Source organism: Pseudomonas sp. S07E 245, from assembly GCF_019599025.1.
In the GTDB taxonomy this organism is placed as follows: Bacteria; Pseudomonadota; Gammaproteobacteria; order Pseudomonadales; family Pseudomonadaceae; genus Aquipseudomonas; species Aquipseudomonas shirazensis.
Map to the genome: position 1 here is coordinate 112,884 of NZ_CP080625.1, position 21,259 is coordinate 134,142.

Genomic DNA, 21,259 nt, shown 5'->3' on the forward strand with positions numbered 1-21,259 from the left:
CGGCGCAGCCGTCCTTGCGGCGGCTGCACGCCACCCTCAGTTAACGTTCTGTACTGACAGGTATCGCTGCCATGACTACTGCGACCGCGCAACTGCGGGCCTCACCCCTGGACGCCGTGCAGCGCTGGTTACCTAAACTGGTACTGGCGCCGACCATGGTCATCATCCTGGTGGGCTTCTACGGTTATATCCTGTGGACCTTTGTCCTCTCGTTCACCACCTCGACCTTTTTGCCCAATTACAAATGGGCAGGGCTGGCGCAATACGCACGCCTGCTCGACAACGACCGCTGGTGGGTGGCGAGCAAGAACCTGCTGGTGTTCGGCAGCCTGTTCATCGGCATCAGCCTGGTCATCGGAGTACTGCTGGCGATCCTGCTGGACCAGCGTATCCGCCGCGAAGGGTTTATCCGCACCATCTACCTGTACCCGATGGCGCTGTCGATGATCGTCACCGGCACCGCCTGGAAGTGGCTGCTCAACCCGGGCATGGGCCTGGACAAGCTGATGCGCGACTGGGGCTGGGAAGGCTTTCGCCTGGACTGGCTGATCGACCCCGACCGGGTCGTGTACTGCCTGGTGATCGCTGCCGTTTGGCAAGCCTCCGGGTTCATCATGGCAATGTTTCTGGCCGGCCTGCGCGGGGTCGATCAGTCGATCATCCGCGCGGCGCAGATCGACGGTGCGAGCTTGCCGCGGATCTATTGGCAGGTGGTTCTGCCCAGCCTGCGCCCGGTATTTTTCAGTGCGGTGATGATCCTCTCGCACATCGCTATCAAGAGCTTTGACCTGGTGGCGGCGATGACCGCTGGCGGCCCGGGTTACTCGTCCGACCTGCCGGCCATGTTCATGTACTCGTTCACCTTCAGCCGTGGCCAGATGGGCATGGGTTCGGCCAGCGCGATCCTCATGCTGGGCGCGATCCTGGCGATTCTGGTGCCTTACTTGTACTCGGAGCTGAGGAACAAACGCCATGACTAGCCGCCTCGACAAACCGGCCATCAGCCTCAGTCGGCTGGCCATTCATGCGGTATTGCTGTTTGCCGTGCTGCTGTACCTGGTGCCGCTGGTGGTGATGCTGCTGACCAGCTTCAAGACCCCGGAAGACATCGGCAGCGGCAACCTGCTCAGTTGGCCGGCGGTGGTCACCAGCATCGGCTGGGCCAAGGCCTGGACCACGGTCAGTGGCTATTTCTGGAACTCGATCATGATCACCGTACCGGCGGTGCTGATCTCTACCGCGCTCGGCGCACTCAATGGCTACGTGCTGGCGATGTGGCGTTTCCGTGGCTCGCAGGTGTTCTTCGGCCTGCTGCTGTTTGGCTGCTTCCTGCCGTTCCAGACCGTGCTGCTGCCAGCCTCGTTCACCCTCGGCAAGCTCGGCCTGGCCAACACCACCGCTGGCCTGGTGCTGGTGCATGTGGTGTATGGCCTGGCGTTCACCACGCTGTTTTTCCGCAACTACTACGTGACCATCCCCGATGCGTTGGTAAAGGCGGCGCGGCTGGATGGTGCCGGGTTTTTCACCATCTTCGGGCGGATCATTCTGCCGATGTCGACGCCGATCATCATGGTCTGCCTGATCTGGCAGTTCACCCAGATCTGGAACGATTTTCTGTTCGGCGTGGTGTTCTCCAGCGGCGATTCGCAACCGATCACCGTGGCCCTCAACAACCTGGTCAACACCAGCACTGGGGCCAAGGAATACAACGTCGACATGGCCGCGGCAATGATCGCCGGCCTGCCAACCCTGCTGGTCTATGTGGTCGCAGGCAAGTATTTCGTGCGCGGCCTGAGCGCCGGCGCAGTCAAGGGGTAAGTCATGGCCACACTCGAACTTCGCAACGTCAACAAGACCTACGGCACTGGTGTGCCAGACACACTGAAAGACATCCAGCTGGCGATCAAGGACGGTGAGTTTCTGATCCTGGTCGGCCCTTCCGGCTGCGGCAAGTCGACCTTGATGAACTGCATCGCTGGCCTGGAGAGCATCAGCGGCGGGGCGATCCTGATCGATGGCGACGACGTCAGCGGCATGAGCCCGAAGGATCGCGACATCGCCATGGTGTTCCAGTCGTACGCGCTGTATCCGACCATGAGCGTGCGCGACAACATCGCCTTCGGTCTGAAGATCCGCAAGCTGCCCCAGGCAGCCATCGACGAAGAAGTGGCGCGGGTAGCCAAGCTGCTGCAGATCGAACACCTGCTCACGCGCAAGCCGGGCCAGCTCTCCGGCGGCCAGCAGCAGCGCGTGGCGATGGGCCGGGCGCTGGCACGGCGGCCGAAGATCTACCTGTTCGACGAGCCGCTGTCCAACCTCGACGCCAAGCTGCGGGTTGAGATGCGCACCGAAATCAAGCTGATGCACCAACGGCTGAAAACCACCACGGTGTACGTCACCCATGACCAGATCGAGGCGATGACCCTGGGCGACAAGGTGGCGGTGATGAAGGACGGCATCATCCAGCAGTTCGGCACCCCGCAGCAGATCTACAACGACCCGGCCAACCAGTTTGTCGCCAGCTTCATCGGCTCGCCGCCGATGAACTTCGTGCCGGTGCGCCTGCGCGAGCAGGGCGGCCGTGTGCTGGCGCTGCTCGACAGTGGCCAGGCGCGCTGCGAGCTGGCGCTGGGCGCGGCCAGCCAAGGCTTCGATGGCCGTGAAGTGATTCTCGGCATTCGTCCCGAGCAGATCAGCCTCGGTGCAGGGGAGGGCGACGGCCTGTCGCTGTTGCGCGCCGAAGTCCAGATCACCGAGCCGACCGGGCCGGACCTGCTGGTCTTCGTCACCGTCAACCAGACCAAGCTGTGCTGCCGGCTGGCGCCGGATATCAGCTGCCAGGTCGGCGACACCCTCAACCTGCAGCTGGACCCGGCACGGGTGCTGCTGTTCGACGCGCAAACCGGTGAGCGCCTGCACCTGGCTCGCCACGCCGCACCCTTGCAAGACAACGTTGCCCACATCGCGGGCCGTTGATTGGACCCTTCATAACAAGAAAAGAGGACGCACAGGGATGGAACATCGCAATCGCATCAGCACGTTGGGTTCGCTGGCCTTGCTGGCCGTGGTCGGCAGCAGCAGCGTACAGGCCGCCGAGGCCTTCTCCAGCGAATCGAAATGGATGAGTGGCGACTGGGGCGGCACCCGCACCGAGCTGCTCGACAAGGGCTACGACTTCACCCTCGACTACGTCGGTGAGGTCGCCGGCAACCTCAATGGCGGTTACAACGACGACAAGACTGCGCGCTACAGCGACCAGTTCGCCCTCGGCATGCACCTGGACCTGGAGAAAATCCTCGGCTGGCACGACACCGAGTTCAAGCTGGCGGTCACCGAGCGCAGCGGCCGCAACCTGTCCAACGACCGTATCAGCGACCCGCGCGCCGGTCAGCTCAGTTCGGTGCAGGAAGTCTGGGGCCGCGGCCAGACCTGGCGGCTGACCCAGATGTGGATCAAGCAGAAGTATTTCGATGGCGCGCTGGACGTCAAATTCGGCCGCTACGGCCCGGGCGAGGACTTCAACAGCTTCCCTTGCGACTTCCAGAACCTGGCATTCTGCGGCTCGCAGGTGGGTAACTGGGTCGGCGGCATCTGGTACAACTGGCCGGTCAGCCAGTGGGCATTGCGGGTCAAGTACAACATCACCCCGGAAGTCTTCGTGCAGGTCGGTGCGTTCGAGCAGAACCCGTCCAACCTCGAAACCGGCAACGGCTTCAAGCTCAGCGGCAGTGGCACCAAAGGCGCGATCATTCCGGTCGAGGCGGTCTGGCAGCCCAAGGTCAATGGCCTGCCGGGTGAATACCGCCTGGGTTATTACTACAGCACGGCCTCGGCCGATGACGTCTACAAGGATGTCAACGGCAACGCCCAGGGCATCAGCGGCGTCGGCTTCAAGTCGCACTCGAGCAAGCACGGCTGGTGGGTGGTGGCCCAGCAGCAAGTCACCGCACATGCCGGTGACGTCAACCGCGGCCTGAGCCTGTTCGCCAACTTCACCGTGCACGACAAGGCCACCAACGTGGTCGACAACTACCAGCAAGTCGGCATGGTCTACAAAGGCGCTTTCGATTCGCGGCCCAAGGATGACATCGGCTTCGGCATCGCCCGGATCCACGTCAACGATGACGTGAAAAAGCGCGCCGAGCAGCTCAACGCACAGAGCGGTATCAGTGATTACAACGACATGGGCTTTGTGCCGCTGCAGCGCACCGAGTACAACGCCGAGCTGTACTACGGCTTCCACGTCACCAACTGGCTGACCGTGCGGCCCAACCTGCAGTACATCAAAAGCCCAGGTGGGGTTGATGAAGTCGACAACGCGCTGGTCGCAGGGCTGAAGATTCAGTCGTCATTCTGAGGCTAAATGTTGTAAATTTACGCCATCGTAGCGACCGCACTGCGGTCGCTTGTCGCCCAGCCGTTGTCACGCAGGCTGTTTCAGCAGTGCGTGGCGACGCGTTTGGCCGGCAACCGCGGCCCTAATGACAACAAGAGTTACCAGCCATGCCCGAACATCCGCTCCACTGCTTGTTCACCCCGCAGCGGCCCAGGCCCGTCTTCGAGTGGGAGCGTCATCAACAGCGCGATGTCCTTATCATCGATCACCCGCACTGCCAGGCGGTGTTCAGCCGTCAGGGTGCGCAATTGCTGCACTTTCAGCCGAGCGGCGAACGGCCGTGGTTGTGGTGCGCCGAGCAATGGCCGCAAGTTGGCGCGATCCGCGGGGGAGTGCCGGTGTGCTGGCCCTGGTACGGGCGCCACCCCAGTGAAGACCTGTGGCCTACCCATGGTTGGGCCCGGCTACTGGACTGGAAGCTGCTGAGCAGCACATCCGACGATGATGGTGTGACCCTGGTGTGGCAGTTGCAGCTGTGTGAGTGGCAGGTCGACCTGCACGCGCGGCTCGGCAAGAACATGGAGCTCAAGCTCAGCACCGTGCATCAGGACAGTGAAACCTGCCAATTGAGTCATGCTCTGCTGGCTTACTGGCGTATTAGTGACGTTGCCAAGATAGCGCTGTCTGGGCTCGAAAACATTGAAGGTTATGACCAGCTCAGCCGGCAGAGCTGCCGGCAGAAGGGCGCCTTGAAGGTCGGTGGCGGGTGCCAGCGAGTGTATCCAGGCACCTCATCGGTGCAGTTGCACGACCCGACCTGGGACCGCGAGCTGTGCATCGATACCGGCGACAGCGACGACACTGTGGTCTGGCACCCCGGCAGCCGTCCGCTGATGGGCGTCAGTGGCCGCGAGAGTCAGCGCTTCGTCTGTGTCGAAGCCGCCAGCGGCAGCACCGCTGGCCTGAGCCTGGCGCCGGGCGAGCAGGCGCACCTGAGCCTGCAGGCGCACCGGCTCAATTGAGCTCGTCGTCCTCGATCGGGTAGCGGCTGGCGTTGAGGCTCTCTTTGATCTTGCGCAGGTGCGGCTGGAAGTCGACGCCGCGGCGCAGGGTCATGCCGGTGGCCAGGACGTCGAGCACGGTCAGTTGGATGATCCGCGAAGTCATCGGCATGTAGATGTCGGTGTCTTCCGGCAGCGGAATATGCAGGCTCATGCTGCAGGCGTTGGCCAGCGGCGAGCCGGCGGCGGTCAGGCCGAGCACCGAGGCGCCGTTTTCGCGAGCGACGCGGGCAACCTCGACCAGCTCACGGGTGCGCCCGGTGTAGGAGATGATCACGAACAGGTCGCCGGTGTGTGCTACCGAGGCGAGCATGCGCTGCATCAGCACGTCGGCGTGGGCCGACACGGCCAGGTTGAAGCGGAAGAACTTGTGCTGGGCGTCCAGTGCCACCGGGGCCGAGGCACCGAGGCCGAAGAAGTGGATCTGGCGGGCCTGGATCATCATGTCGACGGCGCGGCTGACCTGCTGCGGGTCGAGTTGCTGGCAGGCACTGTCGAGCGAGGCGATGGCGCTGCCGAAGATCTTCTGGGTGTAGGCGGCCGGATCATCATCAGCCTCGACCGCACGGCTGACGTAGGCGGCGCCGCTGGCCAGGCTCTGCGCCAGCTGCAGCTTGAGTTCCGGGTAGCCGCTGACGCCGAACGAGCGGCAGAAGCGGTTGACGGTCGGCTCGCTGACCTTGGCGGCCTGGGCCAGTGCGGCGATGCTGAAACGGGTGGCCTGTTGCGGGTTGAGCAGGATGACTTCGGCGACTTTGCGTTCGGCCTTGTTCAGCTCATCGAGGCGTCCCTGGATCTGTTCCAGGAGGTTGCGCACGCGGTCCATGGTATGTCCTTGGGTCGAGAAGACAGCCGGCTGGCGTTACAGCAGGCTTTTTGCAGGGTTGTCTATCGTACTGTCGGTAGGGGTTGATCTACCACTTGTCTGTAACACTTGTCGGTAATGTTGTGGTTTTTACTACATTACCTCTTGAAAAGTGCGGTTGAAAACGATATTCCTAGGTCAACTTTAGGAAAGAACCAACATCATGGCTGCGATCAGTGTTGAACCTTGCACCTTTGCCTTGTTTGGCGCCTTGGGCGACCTGGCACTGCGCAAGCTGTTCCCCGCGCTTTATCAGCTCGACCGTGCCGGCCTCCTGCACGCCGATTCGCGCTTGCTGGCGCTGGCCCGCGAGGCCGGTGACAGCCAGCAGCACCTGGCCAACATCGAAGCGCACCTGCGCCGGTTTGTGCCTGATGCCGATATTGAAGCGGCTACGCTTGGGCGCTTTTTGGCCCGGCTGAGCTACCTGCATCTGGATTTCCTCCAACCCGAGGGCTATCAGACCCTGGCTGAACAGGCCGCCCCAGGCGTGCCGCTGATCGCCTACTTTGCCACCCCGGCGGCGGTGTACGGCGCGATTTGCGAGAACCTCGACAAGGCCGGCCTGGTCGAGCGCACCCGGGTGGTGCTGGAAAAACCAATCGGGCACGATCTTGAGTCATCGCGGCGGGTCAACGACGCGGTGGCGCGGTTCTTCCCCGAGAGCCGGGTCTATCGCATCGACCACTATCTGGGCAAGGAGACGGTGCAGAACCTGATCGCCCTGCGCTTCGCCAACAGTCTGTTCGAGACTCAGTGGAACCAGAATTCGATCTCTCATGTGGAGATCACCGTGGCCGAAAAGGTCGGTATCGAAGGCCGTTGGGGCTACTTCGACAAGGCCGGCCAGCTACGCGACATGATCCAGAACCACTTGCTGCAGCTGCTTTGCCTGATTGCCATGGACCCGCCCAGCGACCTCTCGGCCGACAGTATCCGCGACGAGAAGGTCAAGGTGCTCAAGGCTCTGGCGCCGATCACTGGCGAGGCCCTCAGCACCGCCGTGGTCCGCGGCCAGTACATCGCCGGTTACAGCGATGGCAAGCCAGTGCCGGGCTACCTCGAAGAAGACAATGCCAACGCCCAGAGCGACACCGAAACCTTCGTCGCCCTGCGTGCCGATATCCGCAACTGGCGTTGGTCGGGGGTGCCGTTCTACCTGCGCACCGGCAAGCGCATGCCCGGCAAGCTGTCGCAGATCGTTATCCACTTCAAGGAAACCCCGCACTATATCTTCGCTCCGGAACAGCGCTTGCAGATCGGCAACAAGCTGATCATCCGCCTGCAGCCGGACGAAGGTATTTCGCTGCGGGTGATGACCAAGGAGCAGGGCCTGGACAAGGGCATGCAACTGCGCAGCGGCCCGCTGCAACTGAATTTTTCCGACACCTGGCGCAGTGCGCGGATTCCGGATGCCTACGAGCGCTTGCTGCTGGAAGTGATGCGCGGCAACCAGAACCTGTTCGTGCGCAAGGACGAAATCGAATATGCCTGGAAGTGGTGCGATCAGCTGATCGCTGGCTGGAAAAACGCCGGTGACGCGCCCAAGCCCTATGCGGCCGGTTCATGGGGTCCGATGAGCTCGATTGCACTGATTACACGTGATGGGAGGTCATGGTATGGCGATATCTGAACTGCAACTGCCAAGCGTCGTCACGACGCACCAACTGGCTGATGCCAAGGCGTTGGCTGCACGCCTGGCGGCGGATGTCGCCGAGCGTCTGCGCCAGGCCATTGCCAGTAAAGACCAGGCCTGCCTGGTGTTGTCTGGCGGGCGTAGCCCGGTGCCGTTTCTCGAACAGCTGGCCAGCGCCGAGCTGGACTGGGCCAAGGTCACCGTCAGCCTCGCCGACGAGCGCTGGGTGCCGGTCGAGCATGCCGACAGCAATGCTGGCCTGTTGGCCCGGCACCTGTTCAAAGGCCCGGCGGCCAAGGCCCGTTTCATCGGCCTGTATCAAAACGCCGGCAACCTTGAGGCCGCCGCCGAGCAGGCCGATCAAGCCCTCGCCGAGTTGCCGCCGATCGACGTACTGGTGCTGGGCATGGGTGACGATGGCCATACCGCCTCGCTGTTCCCGGCCAGCCCGTTGTTGCGTCAGGGCCTGGCCAAGGTCGGCGAGCAGCGAGTGTTGCCGATGCTTGCGCCCAGCGTCCCACATCAGCGCCTGAGCATGACCCGCGCCTTGCTGGCCAGCGCTGCCTTTACTGCTTTGTCTGTGCAGGGGGCCGGCAAGCTGGCGACCCTGCGCGCCGCGCTGGCGGGCGATGACCCCAGCGAAATGCCGATTCGCGCCTTTCTTCACGACCCCCTGAGCATCTACTGGTGCCCATGAGCCAAGGATCCACTGTCATGACCACCCTTGAACGCCCCCAGCCTTTGCTGTCGATGGCCGAAAAAACCGCGCGGATCGATGTGATCTGCGCCGCTGCACGGATCCTGCCGGTGATTACCATCGCCCGTGAGCAGGACATCCTGCCGCTGGCCGATGCGCTGGCCGCTGGCGGCATTCGCACGCTGGAAGTAACCCTGCGCTCGCAGCATGGCTTGAAGGCCATTGAAGTGCTGCGCGAGCAGCGCCCGGAACTGTGCATCGGCGCCGGCACTGTGCTCGATCGCGGTATGTTCACTGCTGTCCAGGCCGCAGGCGCGCAGTTTGTGGTGACCCCGGGGATCACTGCCGACATTCTCGCTGCCGGTGTAGAGAGTGACATTCCGCTGTTGCCAGGCATCAGCACGCCGTCGGAGATCATGCAGGGCTACGCCCTCGGTTACCGCCGCTTCAAGCTGTTCCCGGCCGAAATCAGCGGTGGCGTGGCAGCGATCAAGGCCTTTGGCGGGCCGTTTGGCGATATCCGCTTCTGCCCAACCGGCGGCGTCAATCCAGGCAATGTGCGCAACTACATGGCGCTGAACAACGTGATGTGCGTGGGTGGCACCTGGATGCTTGACAGCAGCTGGATCAAGAACGGCGACTGGAACCGCATTACCGAATGCAGCGCCGAGGCGCTGGCATTGTTCGACTGATTGAATTCGTTGTGTGCTGCACTGCTTATGGGGCGCTTGGTCAGCGCCCCTTTTTTTGGCCGATTGCACGCGAGAGCTCTGTGTAGGAGCGGCCTTGTGTCGCGAAAGGCGCGCGCAGCGGGCCCTCATTTTCAGCTTCGCCGCAGATATCCCCGGGCCCGCTTTGCGGGCCTTTCGCGACACAAGGCCGCTCCTACAGGCGGATTGGTCAGGCCAGGCGGAAGCGGCTGACCAGTTGCTGCTGATGCTCGGCCAGGCGCGCCAGTTCCTGGCTGGTGACGGCGGTCTGCTGGGCGCCGGCGCTGACCTGGATGACCAGGTCGTTGATCTCGTTGACGTTGCGGCTGATGTCTTCCGAGACCGCACTCTGCTCTTCAGCGGCCGAGGCGATCTGGATAGTACGGTCGTTGATGGTGGCCACGCCTTCGGCAATATTGCCGAGCAATTCGCCGGCCCGACCGATACGTTCGGCGCCTGACTGCGCCTTGCTCAGGGTCTCCAGCATCGAGGCGTTGGCGCGGTCCGAGCCTGCCTGCAGGTTGCTGATCATCTGCTGGATATTGCCGGTCGACTCCTGAGTGCGCTGAGCCAGCGTGCGCACTTCCGAGGCGACGACAGCGAAGCCACGGCCATGGTCGCCGGCGCGGGCGGCCTCGATGGCGGCGTTGAGGGCGAGCAGGTTGGTTTGCTCGGCGATGCCGCGAATCACGTCCAGCACCGAGGTGATGGCGTCGCTTTCGTCCTTGAGCTCATCGATGATGGTGGCGGTCTGCTGGGCCTGGCTGGACAACTCGCGGATCAGCGTGATGGTGGTTTCGATCTCCTCGCGGCCCACCACGGTGCTGCCGTGGATCTGCTGGGAGAGGTTGGCTGCATCGCTGGTGCTCTGGGCCACGTCGCGCACGGTGGCGCTCATTTCATTGATCGCGGTGGCGACCAGTTCGGTGCTCTGGCGTTGCTGTTCGACGCTGCGGCTGGTTTGCAGGGTGACGGTCGACGACTCTTCGGCAGCCGTGGCCACCTGAGCAGTCGCGCTGCCGATCTCCTGGACGATCTCGGTGATCTCCTGGGCCATGCGGTTGAGGTTGGCGGCGATCTGGCCGAATTCGTCCTGGCTGCGATAGTGGGTGCGTGCGGTCAGATCGCGGCCGGCCAGGGCATTCAGGGTGGCGTTGATGTCATGCACCGCCCGGCCCATGCTGCGGATGATCAGTGATGCCAGCAGCGCCACGCAGAGCAGCGCCAGCGCTGCACCGATAGCGGTCAGCCAGAGCGCCCGGGCGGCGCCGCTGCGGGCCTGCTCGGCAAGTTGGCCGACGGTCTGCGCCAGGCTGGTTTCGACTTCGCTCATTTGGTCGATGCGTTGGGTCGCAAGTTCAAACCAGGCTTCAGGCTTGGTATTCAGAGGCTGGCCCAGCGGTACGTCGAAACCCAGTTTCTGCAGTTTTGCCACTTCCAGCGCTGCCGGGCTTTGCAGAGCGTTCTGGTATTGGCTCAATACGCCGGCGGGTGCCTTGCGCATAAAACCTTCGCTATAAGCGGTGAATTCACCGAGGTTACGGCTAAAGCGCGATAACAGTGCCGCATCGAAGTGATCCTGATTGAATGCCAGGCCGAGGATAACGCGCTCACGGCCCGCGCGCTCCTTGAGTTCGATAAATTGATTGAGCGCGCTGAGCGCTTGTACCACGGCAGTATCGGTGACGCGGTTTTCCAATGAATGGGTATAGCCGATCAGCTGTTGAATAAGTTCGGTATAACGCAGACTGGATTGCGTGCTGTCGATGCTCAAACCGTCGACCTGGCCACGCAGCGCTGAAAGTTGCTCGAGGCTGCTTAGTGTCTGGCTCAACTCAGCGGATTTTTCCGGCAGGTTGCGCAGTGTTTCCAGTGCAGCGCTGCTGTCCTGGCGAAACTGACCAAGGCGATCGCCCATGTTCTTGCCCTGGCTACCGATGAACACGCCGCTGGCGCCACGCTCGCGTTGCAGGCGGGTGATCAGCTGGCTGATCGACTGGGCGGTGCCGCTGGCGCTGACGGTGGCCTGCATGTCCCGCAGGGTGCGCAGGTTGTCGTTCAGAAACAGGCCGGCTAGCACCAGAAAGCCGAGCAGGGGAAACAGCAATATCAACAACAGTTTCTGGCGTAGCGGTGCGTTGGTCAACATTGGCTTTGGCCTCGATATACTTGTGAGCAGAAGTAAATATGGCGAGTGCCGAAGCTGTTGTTGTCATTGGTGGCACGCAGCCACTATGTTAAATGTTTAATCAAATAAAGCGAAGGTAATAAGCGACGTATTTCGTCGGAGAATTTGCTGCCCAGCTTTAGTGCAATAAACAAAGTGTTGATCCATGTCAGTGCATGTTTAATTAGTTGTCGCGTCACAGTAAATAGCTGGACGTTTGGCGCTGCCAGGGTATGCGCGCGGGCGGTGTTTGCAGACAAATCCAGAAGCGGCCCCGGACGGGGCCGCCAGGTGGCGAGGTGTTACTGCGCTGCTTTGGTCAGCAGCGCAGAGAACGCACGCTTGGCATCTTCGACGGCGTCGGCGATTTCCTGCGCGGCTTTGGTCGACTCGGCGCGGTAGGTGGCGGTCAGGCCTTTCATTTCGCTCTGGAACTCCAGGGTAGCCTGGGCCAGGGCGCGCACCGATTCCACCCTCAGGGTCGAGCCATAGCTGGCTTTGACTGCTGCTTCCAGTTGCTTGCCGCCCGACTCGCCCAAGGTTTCCAGGCCCTTGTTGATGCCGTCGGTGGTGGCGTTCAGGGTGTGGGTGGCTTCGGCCATGCCCTTGTTGGCAGTGAACGACACGGCCAGGCTGGTGAGCACCACTTCGTTGGTGGCAAAGAACGACACCATGCGCTGGTACTGGCGCTCCTTGACCACATGCACCTGGCTGATGCGGGCAAACACCATCTCGGCGGTGTTGTAGCCCACGCGCAGATCATCGGCGATGTCCTTGATGATCTGGTAGCGCTTGTCTTCGTCCTGCAACGCCCGAACTGCCTCGTCGCGGCTCAGTTCCAGCGCGGCGCGGCGGGCAGGTTCTGCACCTTCGGCGGCCGTTACGCTGACGTTGGCTGCGTCCAGTGCCTCGGTGCGCTGCTGCAGTGCCTTGGCGGCCAGGGTGAGCACTTCCTGTGCGTCCACTTCGGCGGTTTTCATCGCCAGGCGGAAGTCCGTGTACGACTCCAGAATCTGGCTTTCGCGGCTGATCTGGTCGCTGGCGGCTGCGCTGACGTCCAGGTAGTGCTTGCGGATGTCCTCGAAGCGGCTCGGGATCGAGCCACGGACCATGTGCATCCAGCCCATCTTCAGCCGCTCGAGGGTGTCGAGGCGACCGTCGTCCATCCACGACGCCATGGCGGCGGCATCTTCACGAATCGAGGTGAAGCTGTCGGTGACGTTCATGTAGCGGTCGGAGATGTCCATGCCGGCGATCTGTTCACGCACGGTCTGGTTGAACAGGGTGGCCTGCTGCAACACTGCGGCGATGCCGGTGATGCGCTGGTTGTCATAGTGCGCGACCTTGTTCAGCAGTATCAGTACCGGCGCAGGTTGCGCTGGCTGGCCGAAGGAAATGCCAAGTTTGCGCAGGCCTTCGAGGGCGCGTTCGAGGTATTGGCTCATGGGAGTCCTTGCATGAGTAGGGGTCTGAATGGGATAGCCTAGAAACTGTCGGTGGTGCGGAATCCGCCGCCACCGGAACTGCGCGAGGTGCTGAAGCCGCTGCCGCTGCTGCTGCTGGAGCGGCCGGCAAAGCCTCCGGAGGAGTACGAGTTCGAGATGTAAAAAGATTTACGAGAGTACGGCGTCTCGTAGTCGCGGCCCTCATCGAGTATTTCTTCAACCGCCTCCTGATCCAGCGCGCCGCGCATGTATTCGCCGAGAATGTGCTTGATTGGCTGATCCAGCGTGTACTCGCATTCATCGTCCAGGAAGTCCTGGTCGCGCAGGCCGTGCTCGAGGGCCTTGGCGCGTTCGTAGTAGTGGCGTCGATCCGCTACCCGGTCCTGCAGGCTTTTCTGGCCTTGTCGGAACGCATTCAGGCGCCCGTGCAGCAGTTGCAGCTCGCTCACCAACACGTCGTCACGAGGGTCCGGCGTTTGTGCGGCGGCGGCGATCAGCTCGGCCATTGGGCGCGCCTTGAGCCGCTCGGTGATGGTCTGGCGGATGCCCGTCAGGTAGGGGTCGCGCTGTTCGGCGAATTCGATCAACTGCGCCTGCAGGGACGTGGCGCGGGCCTTGGATTCGCTCAGTAGAGTGCTCAGCGCCTGCTCCTCGGTCTGCAGTTTTGGCATGCCGAGCTTTTCGCAGGCTTGCTCCAGGTGCGGTTGATACTGCGCCTGCAGTTGCTCGCGTATCGCGCTGCGGGCTTGGCGCGCGCTTTCGTTGCGCGCCTGCATGGTCAGCAGGATCTGCTCGTTGGCTTGGTTGCGCTGAAAGTCGACGCACCTGGCCAGGTAGTTGTCGAGCGGGCGCTGCAGTGGCTTGGGGCGGTAGCGGTCGGTGCCGTAGTCGCGCGCTTTGAGGTAACTGTACAGCCGGCTGCCGGCGTAGCCTTGCAACTTGGTCTCGCACTCATCGCGAATCTCTTCGTAGCTGCTGTGGCCGCCTTGTTCGGCCTGCTGGGCGGCCTCAAGCTGCGTGAGCAACAGGCGCGCCTCAGGATTCTGTTCAAGCTGCTCCTGCACCTGCTTTTCGAGCTGGGCGATATCCTGGCGCAGCGCATCGTGTTTGGGCAGCGTATTGCCGATGACTTGCTCAGCCTGCTTCAAGGCTTGAACCAGTGCGGTCTGGGCCTGCTCGCGTTGTTCCAGCTGCTGGCGGGTGCGTGCATCCAGTGCGGCGGTGTCGTGCAATTGCAGGCTGGCGATGTCGCCCAGCTTCGAGGCTATCTGGTGTTCGAGCTGGGCCTCGTGCTCGGACCCTGCATATAGCGCCTGTTCGGCCTCGCGCAGTCGCTGTTCGGCCCGGTGTGAGTTGTCTTCGAGGGCGCGCGCGAGTTCGCTCGGTGTCATGGTTACCACTCCAGGATCATTTGAAGGGGAATGGTGCCCTTAGGGAAGTAAGGCACCAGACTGTTGACGGGTTTTATGCCCATCATCAGGTCGCTGATATGGCCGTCGTCGAGCTTGTCCTCGCGCACTTTGAGGTAGCTGTCATAGCCGACGCGCACGGCGAACAGTTTGCTCCAGCGGGTCTCACCGGTTTCTATGCTGGTCACCTCCATCAGCGCCGGCTTGCCAGCGACGTCGAGCGGCTCGACCACCAAGTACCAGGCCTTGCCGCGCGTGCTGTTGCTGCTGCAGCCAGCCGCCTCGTAGCAGCGTTCGACTCCAGACTTGACCCCAGGGCGATCAACTATTTGGATAGTCAGCGGCTGGGCAGCGTAATCGAGGTAATACTTGAGCGAATCGAGGTTGCTGTTGGCTGCCTTCAGGCGTCCCGCAGCGATGTTCTCGCTGGCTTTCTCGCTCCATCTGAAGATCCGCTGGCGGTCGCTGGCGGGCAGCGCCGTGGCGTTGAGCCGGGTAAGCAGTCGCTGCTGATAGTCCTGGCTTGCGCTGACATTGAGCGCACTGAGATTCTCGCGCCGCTCCATCAGGGCGTTGCCGCCGAGGATCAGCAGGCCAAACAGCAGTAGGGTGAAGGCCCAGGTTAGCAGCAACCGCCGTGCCATGATCAGGCGCACCAGCAGGCGTTGCTTGCGACTCAGGGGCGGTGCTTCAAACATCAGCCTGCTCGAGAAGAACTGGTGCACACCTTGTTCGATCTGGGCGTCGTTAAAGCGGATGCCGTTGTTCTTGTAGTAGGTACGGATGCGCTCGGCCACATCGGTGCGGCGTTGCGGCAGGTCGAGGTGCTCCTGGATTTCCATCTCGCGATGGCGAAGCTGGTCGACAATTGCCATTGCCGCCATCTGATCGCTTAGCGAGACACTCATCGGTAGCAGTCCTGCAGCTGGCTCATGGGGGTCCTTGCATGAGTGGGAAAAGGCTGCAGCATTATATCCAGTCTTCGCGGCAAAATGATGGCCCCGGCAATAAAACCCAAGCGCACAAAAAAGCCCGCATCGCTGCGGGCTTTTGCACAGGCCGTGGCCTTAGGCGGCTTGCGCCTCTTCCTGGCTCAGCGAGCGGTTCAGGGCACTGAACAGCGCCTTGAAGCTTGCGGTAGTGATGTTTTCATCAATACCCACACCATGCACCGGGCGGCCACCGGCAACGCGCAGCTCGATGTAGGCGGCAGCCTTGGCGTTGGTGCCGGCGCCAATGGCATGCTCGTTGTAGTCCATGATTTCCACGGCGACAGGCATGCAGGCAGCCAGCGCTTCCAGCGCGCCGTTGCCCTTGCCGTGCCAGTGCAGGTTGGTTTCGCCTTCACCGGCTACTTCCACTTCGACTTTGCTGCTGCCGTTTTCTTCCTGCAGGCGGTGGCTGACCAGGGCGTACGGGGCGTTGGCCTGGAGGTACTCCTTGTGCAGCAGCTTGTAGATCTGCTGGGCGGTCATTTCCAGGCCCAGGCGATCGGTTTCACCTTGTACGACCTGGCTGAACTCGATCTGCATGCGGCGTGGCAGGCTGATGCCGTACTCCTGCTCGAGCAGGTAGGTGATGCCGCCTTTGCCCGACTGGCTGTTGACGCGGATCACCGCCTCGTAGCTGCGGCCAATGTCGGCCGGGTCGATCGGCAAGTACGGCACTTCCCACAGCTCGCCTTCCTGCTGCTTGCTGAAACCTTTGCGAATGGCGTCCTGGTGCGAGCCGGAGAACGCAGTGTGAACCAGGTCGCCGACGTACGGGTGACGCGGGTGCACTGGCAGCTGGTTGCACTCCTCGACGACCTTGCGCACGCCGTCGATGTCGGAGAAGTCCAGCTGTGGGTCGATACCCTGGGTGTAGAGGTTCAGTGCCAGGGTCACCAGGTCGACGTTGCCGGTGCGCTCGCCGTTGCCGAACAGGCAGCCTTCGGCGCGGTCGGCACCGGCCATCAGGCCCAGCTCGGTGGCAGCAATGCCAGTGCCACGGTCGTTGTGGCAGTGCAGGCTGATGATCACGCTGTCGCGGCGATTGACGTTGCGGCAGAACCACTCGATCTGGTCGGCGTAGATATTCGGCGTGGCCACTTCAACGGTAGCTGGCAGGTTGAAGATGATCTTGTGCTCAGGCGTCGGGTTCCACACCTCGGTCACGGCGTCGCAGACTTCCTTGGCGAACTCCAGTTCGGTGGCGCTGAAGGTCTCTGGCGAGTACTGGAAGGTCCAGTGCGTCTCGGGCTGCTGCGCTGCGTATTTGACGAACAGCTTGGCGGCGTTGACGGCGATGTCCTTGACGCCTTGCTTGTCCTGGTTGAAGACAATGCGGCGGAACGACGGGCTGGTGGCGTTGTACAGGTGGACAATGGCCTTTTTCGCCCCACGCAGCGACTCGAAGGTGCGTGCGATCAGGTCTTCGCGGGCCTGGGTCAGTACCTGGATGGTGGTGTCATCCGGGATGTGGCCGCCTTCGATCAAGGTGCGCACGAAGTCGAAATCAGTCTGCGAGGCAGACGGGAACGACGCTTCGATTTCTTTCACGCCAACCTGCACCAGCGTCTTCCAGAAACGCAGCTTCTTCTCCGCGTCCATCGGCTCGATCAGCGACTGGTTGCCATCACGCAGGTCCGAGCTGCACCAGATCGGCGCTTCGGTGATGGTCTTGGATGGCCAGGTGCGGTCGGGCAAATCGATGGTGGGGAAGGCGCGATATTTCTTCGACGGGTCTTTGAGCATGGTCATGCGAATAATCCTTTTGGGTGCGGCCGAGATCGGGCCTGCCGGACGATAACGAGATGAATAGGCGAGGCGACGCGATTCACCCTGGTAGTCGGGCACTGACCAGGCAGAGGCTGCGGTGTTGGCGGAGCAAAATGAGGGTGCTAGAGGTTTTCATGGCTTCAACCCTAACCACAGCGGTGAGGGTTGGCAAGCCTTGAAAAAAAATTGAGATAAATGCTTAAAAGTCTGCTGTTGGCGAGATTTTATGGCTCTTATAACCGGATCGCTTTATTTTTTTTGCGTAGTCTATTTTCATGGCGCAACTCAAGCGCAGGGCCCTGTAGGAGCGGCCTTGTGTCGCGAAAGGGCTGCGAAGCGGCCCCAGCAATTTGCGGTGCAACACAAATCCCGGGCCCGCTACGCGCGCCTTTCGCGACACAAGGCCGCTCCTACGTCCACGCGCCGCAGCGCAGGGTACCTCTCAAGGCTGGAATGCCCCGATGAAAATCGCCGGATCAACCCGCGCATCGTTCAGGCTGACATTCCAGTGCATGTGCGGGCCGGTGGCGCGACCGGTCGCGCCGACCCGGCCAACCACGTCGCCACGGCGCAGCTGCTGGCCATTCTTCACATCGATTTTCGACATGTGGCAGAACATGCTGATAAAGCCCTGGCCGTGGTCGACGAACACGGTCTGGCCATTGAAGAAGTAGTTACCGATCAGGATCACCGTACCGTTGGCCGGGGTCTTGATCGGCGTCCCCGCAGGTACGGCAAAGTCCAGCCCGGCATGCGGATTGCGCTCTTCACCGTTGAAGAAGCGGCGCACGCCAAACTTGCTAGACAGCGGCCCGTTGACCGGTTTGTCGAGGATCAGGTTGCTCGGCAGGGCCGGGCTGAAGCTGCGGTAGGCCTTGATCTGCTCGGCCAGCTCGCGGTCGATGCGCTTGAGGTCTGCCGGGTCTGGGTTGACCTGGCGCTTGTTCTTCAGGGTGATGTGCTGCTCGGGGTACTTCTTGCTGCCGACGGTGAACGGCAGGCTGCGGTTGCCCTGGCTGAGGGTGGCAGTGCCGGGCTTCTGCGTCAGCGGGATGCCGACGATCGCCAGCCAGTTGTCCTGCTCCTTGACCACCAGCACCGGCTTGCCGTCAAAGCGCGCTTGTGGGGCGTTGGCAGCAGGGCCCAGGTCGACCACGGCGACGCCGCCCGGCACTGGCTTGTTGAGGGTGCGGGTGATGTAGCTGGCCTGGGCCGCAGTGGTCAGCAGCAAGGACAGGGCAAGCAGCGGGGCGAGCAAACGAGGCATGTGTCAATCCAATAGCGAAAGGGTGACCGGAGTCTGGTGGTTGTCTTCGACCCGCACCTGCAGCTCACCTTCGTTGAGGCGAGCGGTCAGGCGTTGACCGTTGCGCGTCTGCGCCGCGCTGCGGATGGCCTGGCCGCGCTCATCCAGGAGGATGCTGTAGCCACGCGCCAGGGTCGCCAGCGGGCTGACCACCTGCAAGGTCTGCAACTGGGCCTGGAAGCGTTGGCGGCGGTCCTTGAGGGTTTCGCGCATGGCTCGTGGCAGGCGCTCGGCGAGGCTGTCCAGGCGCTGGCCGAGCAACTTCAGCGTGCGCCCAGGGTGCTGCGCGGCCAGGCGCGTGTCGAGGCGGCCGAGGCGCTCCTGACGTGCGCGCATGTTCAGCGCAAAGGCGCGGCGCAGGCGCATGTCCAGATCGTCCAGACGCTGCGCCTGTTGGCGCAGGCGTTCGCCGGGATGTCGCAGGCGGCGGGCCAGGCCTTCGACGCGCAGGCGGTCATGGCTCAGGCGGTTCTGCATCCGTAGCAACAGCCGCCGTTGCAGGCTCTCAAGGCGCAGCTGCAAACCGCTGCTGTCCGGGGCCAGCAGCTCGGCGGCAGCGGACGGCGTGGGTGCACGTACGTCGGCGACGAAGTCACTGATCGAAACGTCGGTTTCATGGCCTACAGCGCTAACGATGGGCGTCACGCAGGCGGCAATCGCACGCGCTACCGCTTCTTCGTTGAAGCACCAGAGGTCTTCCAGCGAACCGCCGCCACGGGCCAGGATCAGGGCATCAAAGCCACGGCTGTCGGCCAGGCGCAGGGCGCGCACGATCTGGTTGATCGCCTCGCGGCCCTGCACGGCAGTCGGGATCAGGTTCAGCTCGACCTGCGGCGCGCGCCGGCCAAACACGCTGATGATGTCGCGGATCACCGCGCCGGTCGGCGAGGTGATGATACCGATGCGTTGTGGGTGCGCCGGTAGTGGCTGCTTGCGCTCGGTGCTGAACAGGCCTTCGGCGCTGAGTTTCTCTTTCAGCGCTTCGAAGGCCAGGCGCAGGGCGCCGTCACCAGCCGGTTCGACCGTATCGAGAATCAGCTGATAGTCGCCACGCCCCTCGAACAGCGAGACCTTGCCGCGCACGCGCACTGCCACGCCATCGCGCAGCGCCTGGCGCACGCGCGTGGCGTTCTGCCGGAACAGCGCACAGCGCACCTGCGCGCCGCTGTCCTTGAGGGTGAAGTAGATGTGGCCAGAGGCGGGCCGGGCCAGGTTGGAAATCTCGCCCTCAACCCAGACGTTGCGGAACACGTCCTCGAGCAGCACGCGGGCGCGGCCGTTGAGTTGGCTGACGGTGAGGACCTCGCGGTCGAGGCCGAGTCGTTCGAAAGGGTCTTTGATCATGTTCGGCATCATAAAGGACACGGCCGGCTTGTGCATCGCCCTCTGCACCGAGCATGCGCTGGAGTGCTACCTTTGCGCATTGCCCAGGGAGGGACTTGCATGCTCGCTCAATTGCCGTTTACCGGCCTCGACTGGCTACCCGTGCTGCTCGCGGTCAGCGCGGCTTACATCGTGTTCGGCATTGCCGGCTTTGGTACGGCGTTGATTGCAGCGCCGGTGTTGATTCATTTCATGCCGCTGTCCAAGGTGGTGCCGCTGCTGGTGCTGCTCGACTTCATCGCGGCGTTCGGTAACCTGCTGCCGTCGCGCAAGGACGTCGCCCGCGCCGAGTTGCTGCGGCTACTGCCGTTCATGGCCATCGGTTGCATTTTGGGCGTGGTGTTTTTGTTGCAGCTGAAATCAGACCTGCTGTTGCTGCTGATGGGCGTGTTTGTTACGGCCTATGCCATTTATGGCCTGGCGATCAAAACCCGGCCGACACGTCTGAATCCGCTCTGGGCGGTGCCCATGGGAACCGTCGGCGGGCTGTTCGGCGCCATGTTCGGCAGTGGTGGTTTCCTTTATGCGATCTACCTGAATGCACGGCTGGATTCCAAGGATGAGGCCCGCGCGACCCAGTGCGCGCTGATCAGCTGCAGCACCATCGTGCGCCTGTCGTTGTTCGTTATCGCCGGGGTGTATGCCGACCTAAGCCTGCTGTTGCTGGCGGCGTGCTTGCTGCCAGTGATGTTTCTGGGCACCTGGATTGGCCGTCGGTTGAGCTTCAAACTCTCCCGCGAGGCCTTCGTGCGGCTGGTGACCTGGCTGGTACTGGCCAGCGGTGTGGCCTTGATTGTTCGCTACCTGACGAGCTGAGCAGGGGGTAGAATTGGCCGATTATTGAAGTCCCAGGCCTGCCTTGTTCATGAACACCCAGAGCATCATCGTCCCCAAACTGTCCACCGTCCCGGTGCACGAGGCCCGCGCGCGGGCGATCCTGCGCTGGCTGGTCAGGGAGAAAATCGTCGAGGAGCAGTTGAGCACCTGTGGGCGCAGCGGCAACCGCATGGCCTACGCGCTGGCGCCAGGCGCGCGCAAGATCGCCCTGCGGCCTGAGCTGCTGCCGTTCGATCAGCCGGTCAACGGCCTGGAAGTCATGCTCAAGCGCTGCATCTATACGCCGACCGAAGGCTTTCTTGAAGAAGCCGGCTGCCCGGAGTGCCGGCGCGAAGTCGGCGAGCCGCTGTTCGACAGCCTGGAGGAGTGGATGCCGGGGGTGAGCGACAACTTCACCTGCCCGCTGTGCGCCTTCGAAGACGATATCAATGGCTTTCTATTCCTGCAGCCATGTGCCTTTTCCAACCTGGGGTTCATCTTCAACAACTGGGGCGAGGCCGGTTTTACCTCGACCTTCCTCGCCGCGTTTGCCGACTGGCTAGACCATCCGGTAGCCGTGGTGCAGGTAAAACTGCCACAGGCCTGACCGAAGGCCCTTATTTTGCATTGAGTGGCGCGCCGTGGATGAGTATAATGGCGCGCTTCCAA

The 21,259-nt window shown here is 62.5% G+C and carries 18 protein-coding genes and 1 pseudogene; 10 read left to right on the forward strand and 9 right to left on the reverse strand.

The features are described 5' to 3' along the window. Positions 1-71: 71 nt before the first annotated feature. The 5 genes from K3F44_RS00535 to K3F44_RS00555 all read left to right on the forward strand — a co-directional run bounded on the left by K3F44_RS00535 (position 72) and on the right by K3F44_RS00555 (position 5,358). The gene (locus K3F44_RS00535; protein WP_101316973.1) at positions 72-980 is read left to right on the forward strand and encodes a carbohydrate ABC transporter permease; all 909 of its coding nucleotides are present in this window, start codon (positions 72-74) and stop codon (positions 978-980) included. Beyond that, positions 973-1,818: a carbohydrate ABC transporter permease gene (locus K3F44_RS00540; RefSeq protein ID WP_220633166.1), complete on the forward strand. Its 846-nt coding sequence runs from the start codon at positions 973-975 to the stop codon at positions 1,816-1,818. Before K3F44_RS00535 ends, K3F44_RS00540 begins: the two co-directional genes overlap by 8 nt. 3 nt (positions 1,819-1,821) lie before the next feature. Next, the gene (locus tag K3F44_RS00545) at positions 1,822-2,976 is read left to right on the forward strand and encodes an ABC transporter ATP-binding protein (RefSeq protein WP_150571064.1); all 1,155 of its coding nucleotides are present in this window, start codon (positions 1,822-1,824) and stop codon (positions 2,974-2,976) included. A 37-nt stretch (positions 2,977-3,013) separates the two neighbouring features. After that, positions 3,014-4,357: a carbohydrate porin gene (locus K3F44_RS00550; RefSeq protein WP_220633167.1), complete on the forward strand. Its 1,344-nt coding sequence runs from the start codon at positions 3,014-3,016 to the stop codon at positions 4,355-4,357. A 146-nt stretch (positions 4,358-4,503) separates the two neighbouring features. Continuing rightward, complete coding sequence (locus K3F44_RS00555) at positions 4,504-5,358, forward strand: D-hexose-6-phosphate mutarotase (RefSeq protein ID WP_103436230.1); 855 nt, start codon at positions 4,504-4,506, stop codon at positions 5,356-5,358. Here the strand turns inward: K3F44_RS00555 and hexR are convergent. After that, the gene (gene hexR / locus K3F44_RS00560; protein ID WP_178080816.1) at positions 5,351-6,214 is read right to left on the reverse strand and encodes a DNA-binding transcriptional regulator HexR; all 864 of its coding nucleotides are present in this window, start codon (positions 6,212-6,214) and stop codon (positions 5,351-5,353) included. The genes K3F44_RS00555 and hexR overlap by 8 nt on opposite strands. 211 nt (positions 6,215-6,425) lie before the next feature. Here hexR and zwf point away from each other — a divergent pair, with 211 nt between their 5' ends. From zwf to K3F44_RS00575, 3 genes are read left to right on the forward strand one after another with little or no spacing between them, the layout of a single operon-like run. Further along, entirely contained in the window at positions 6,426-7,895 is a 1,470-nt protein-coding gene (gene zwf, locus K3F44_RS00565) for a glucose-6-phosphate dehydrogenase (protein WP_101316985.1), read from the forward strand. Further along, positions 7,882-8,595 (forward strand): 6-phosphogluconolactonase, encoded by a 714-nt coding sequence (gene pgl, locus K3F44_RS00570; RefSeq protein ID WP_220633168.1) that lies wholly within the window; start codon positions 7,882-7,884, stop codon positions 8,593-8,595. Before zwf ends, pgl begins: the two co-directional genes overlap by 14 nt. 17 nt (positions 8,596-8,612) lie before the next feature. Next, on the forward strand, positions 8,613-9,287 hold the full coding sequence (locus K3F44_RS00575) for a bifunctional 4-hydroxy-2-oxoglutarate aldolase/2-dehydro-3-deoxy-phosphogluconate aldolase (protein ID WP_188035479.1): 675 nt from the start codon (positions 8,613-8,615) through the stop codon (positions 9,285-9,287). Between the two features lie 208 nt (positions 9,288-9,495). Here the strand turns inward: K3F44_RS00575 and K3F44_RS24995 are convergent, their stop codons facing one another. From K3F44_RS24995 to xseA, 8 genes and pseudogenes are all read right to left on the reverse strand, one after another. Continuing rightward, positions 9,496-10,362 (reverse strand): methyl-accepting chemotaxis protein, encoded by an 867-nt coding sequence (locus tag K3F44_RS24995; RefSeq protein ID WP_371918913.1) that lies wholly within the window; start codon positions 10,360-10,362, stop codon positions 9,496-9,498. After that, positions 10,357-11,454: pseudogene (locus K3F44_RS25000) on the reverse strand (nitrate- and nitrite sensing domain-containing protein); the annotation flags it as partial. The pseudogene K3F44_RS25000 and the gene K3F44_RS24995, both read right to left, overlap by 6 nt. A 320-nt stretch (positions 11,455-11,774) precedes the next feature. Then, entirely contained in the window at positions 11,775-12,917 is a 1,143-nt protein-coding gene (locus K3F44_RS00585) for a merozoite surface protein 3b (RefSeq protein WP_220633169.1), read from the reverse strand. A 38-nt stretch (positions 12,918-12,955) separates the two neighbouring features. Next, the gene (locus K3F44_RS00590; protein ID WP_220633170.1) at positions 12,956-14,308 is read right to left on the reverse strand and encodes a hypothetical protein; all 1,353 of its coding nucleotides are present in this window, start codon (positions 14,306-14,308) and stop codon (positions 12,956-12,958) included. Positions 14,309-14,310: 2 nt separating this feature from the next. Continuing rightward, entirely contained in the window at positions 14,311-15,234 is a 924-nt protein-coding gene (locus K3F44_RS00595) for a DUF6384 family protein (protein ID WP_150571056.1), read from the reverse strand. Positions 15,235-15,393: 159 nt separating this feature from the next. Beyond that, a complete protein-coding gene (gene leuA, locus K3F44_RS00600) occupies positions 15,394-17,067 on the reverse strand; it encodes a 2-isopropylmalate synthase (protein ID WP_220633171.1) in 1,674 nt (557 codons plus the stop codon). Between the two features lie 460 nt (positions 17,068-17,527). Beyond that, on the reverse strand, positions 17,528-18,352 hold the full coding sequence (locus K3F44_RS00605; protein WP_220633172.1) for a M23 family metallopeptidase: 825 nt from the start codon (positions 18,350-18,352) through the stop codon (positions 17,528-17,530). Positions 18,353-18,355: 3 nt separating this feature from the next. Beyond that, a complete protein-coding gene (xseA, locus tag K3F44_RS00610; protein ID WP_220633173.1) occupies positions 18,356-19,735 on the reverse strand; it encodes an exodeoxyribonuclease VII large subunit in 1,380 nt (459 codons plus the stop codon). A 99-nt stretch (positions 19,736-19,834) separates the two neighbouring features. On the opposite strand from xseA, the gene K3F44_RS00615 reads away from it, so the two are divergent. Continuing rightward, positions 19,835-20,590: a sulfite exporter TauE/SafE family protein gene (locus tag K3F44_RS00615; RefSeq protein WP_150571053.1), complete on the forward strand. Its 756-nt coding sequence runs from the start codon at positions 19,835-19,837 to the stop codon at positions 20,588-20,590. A gap of 49 nt (positions 20,591-20,639) precedes the next feature. After that, positions 20,640-21,197, forward strand: coding sequence for a sugar ABC transporter ATPase (locus K3F44_RS00620; RefSeq protein ID WP_101317006.1), 558 nt, complete (start codon positions 20,640-20,642; stop codon positions 21,195-21,197). The last annotated feature ends 62 nt before the right edge of the window (positions 21,198-21,259 follow it).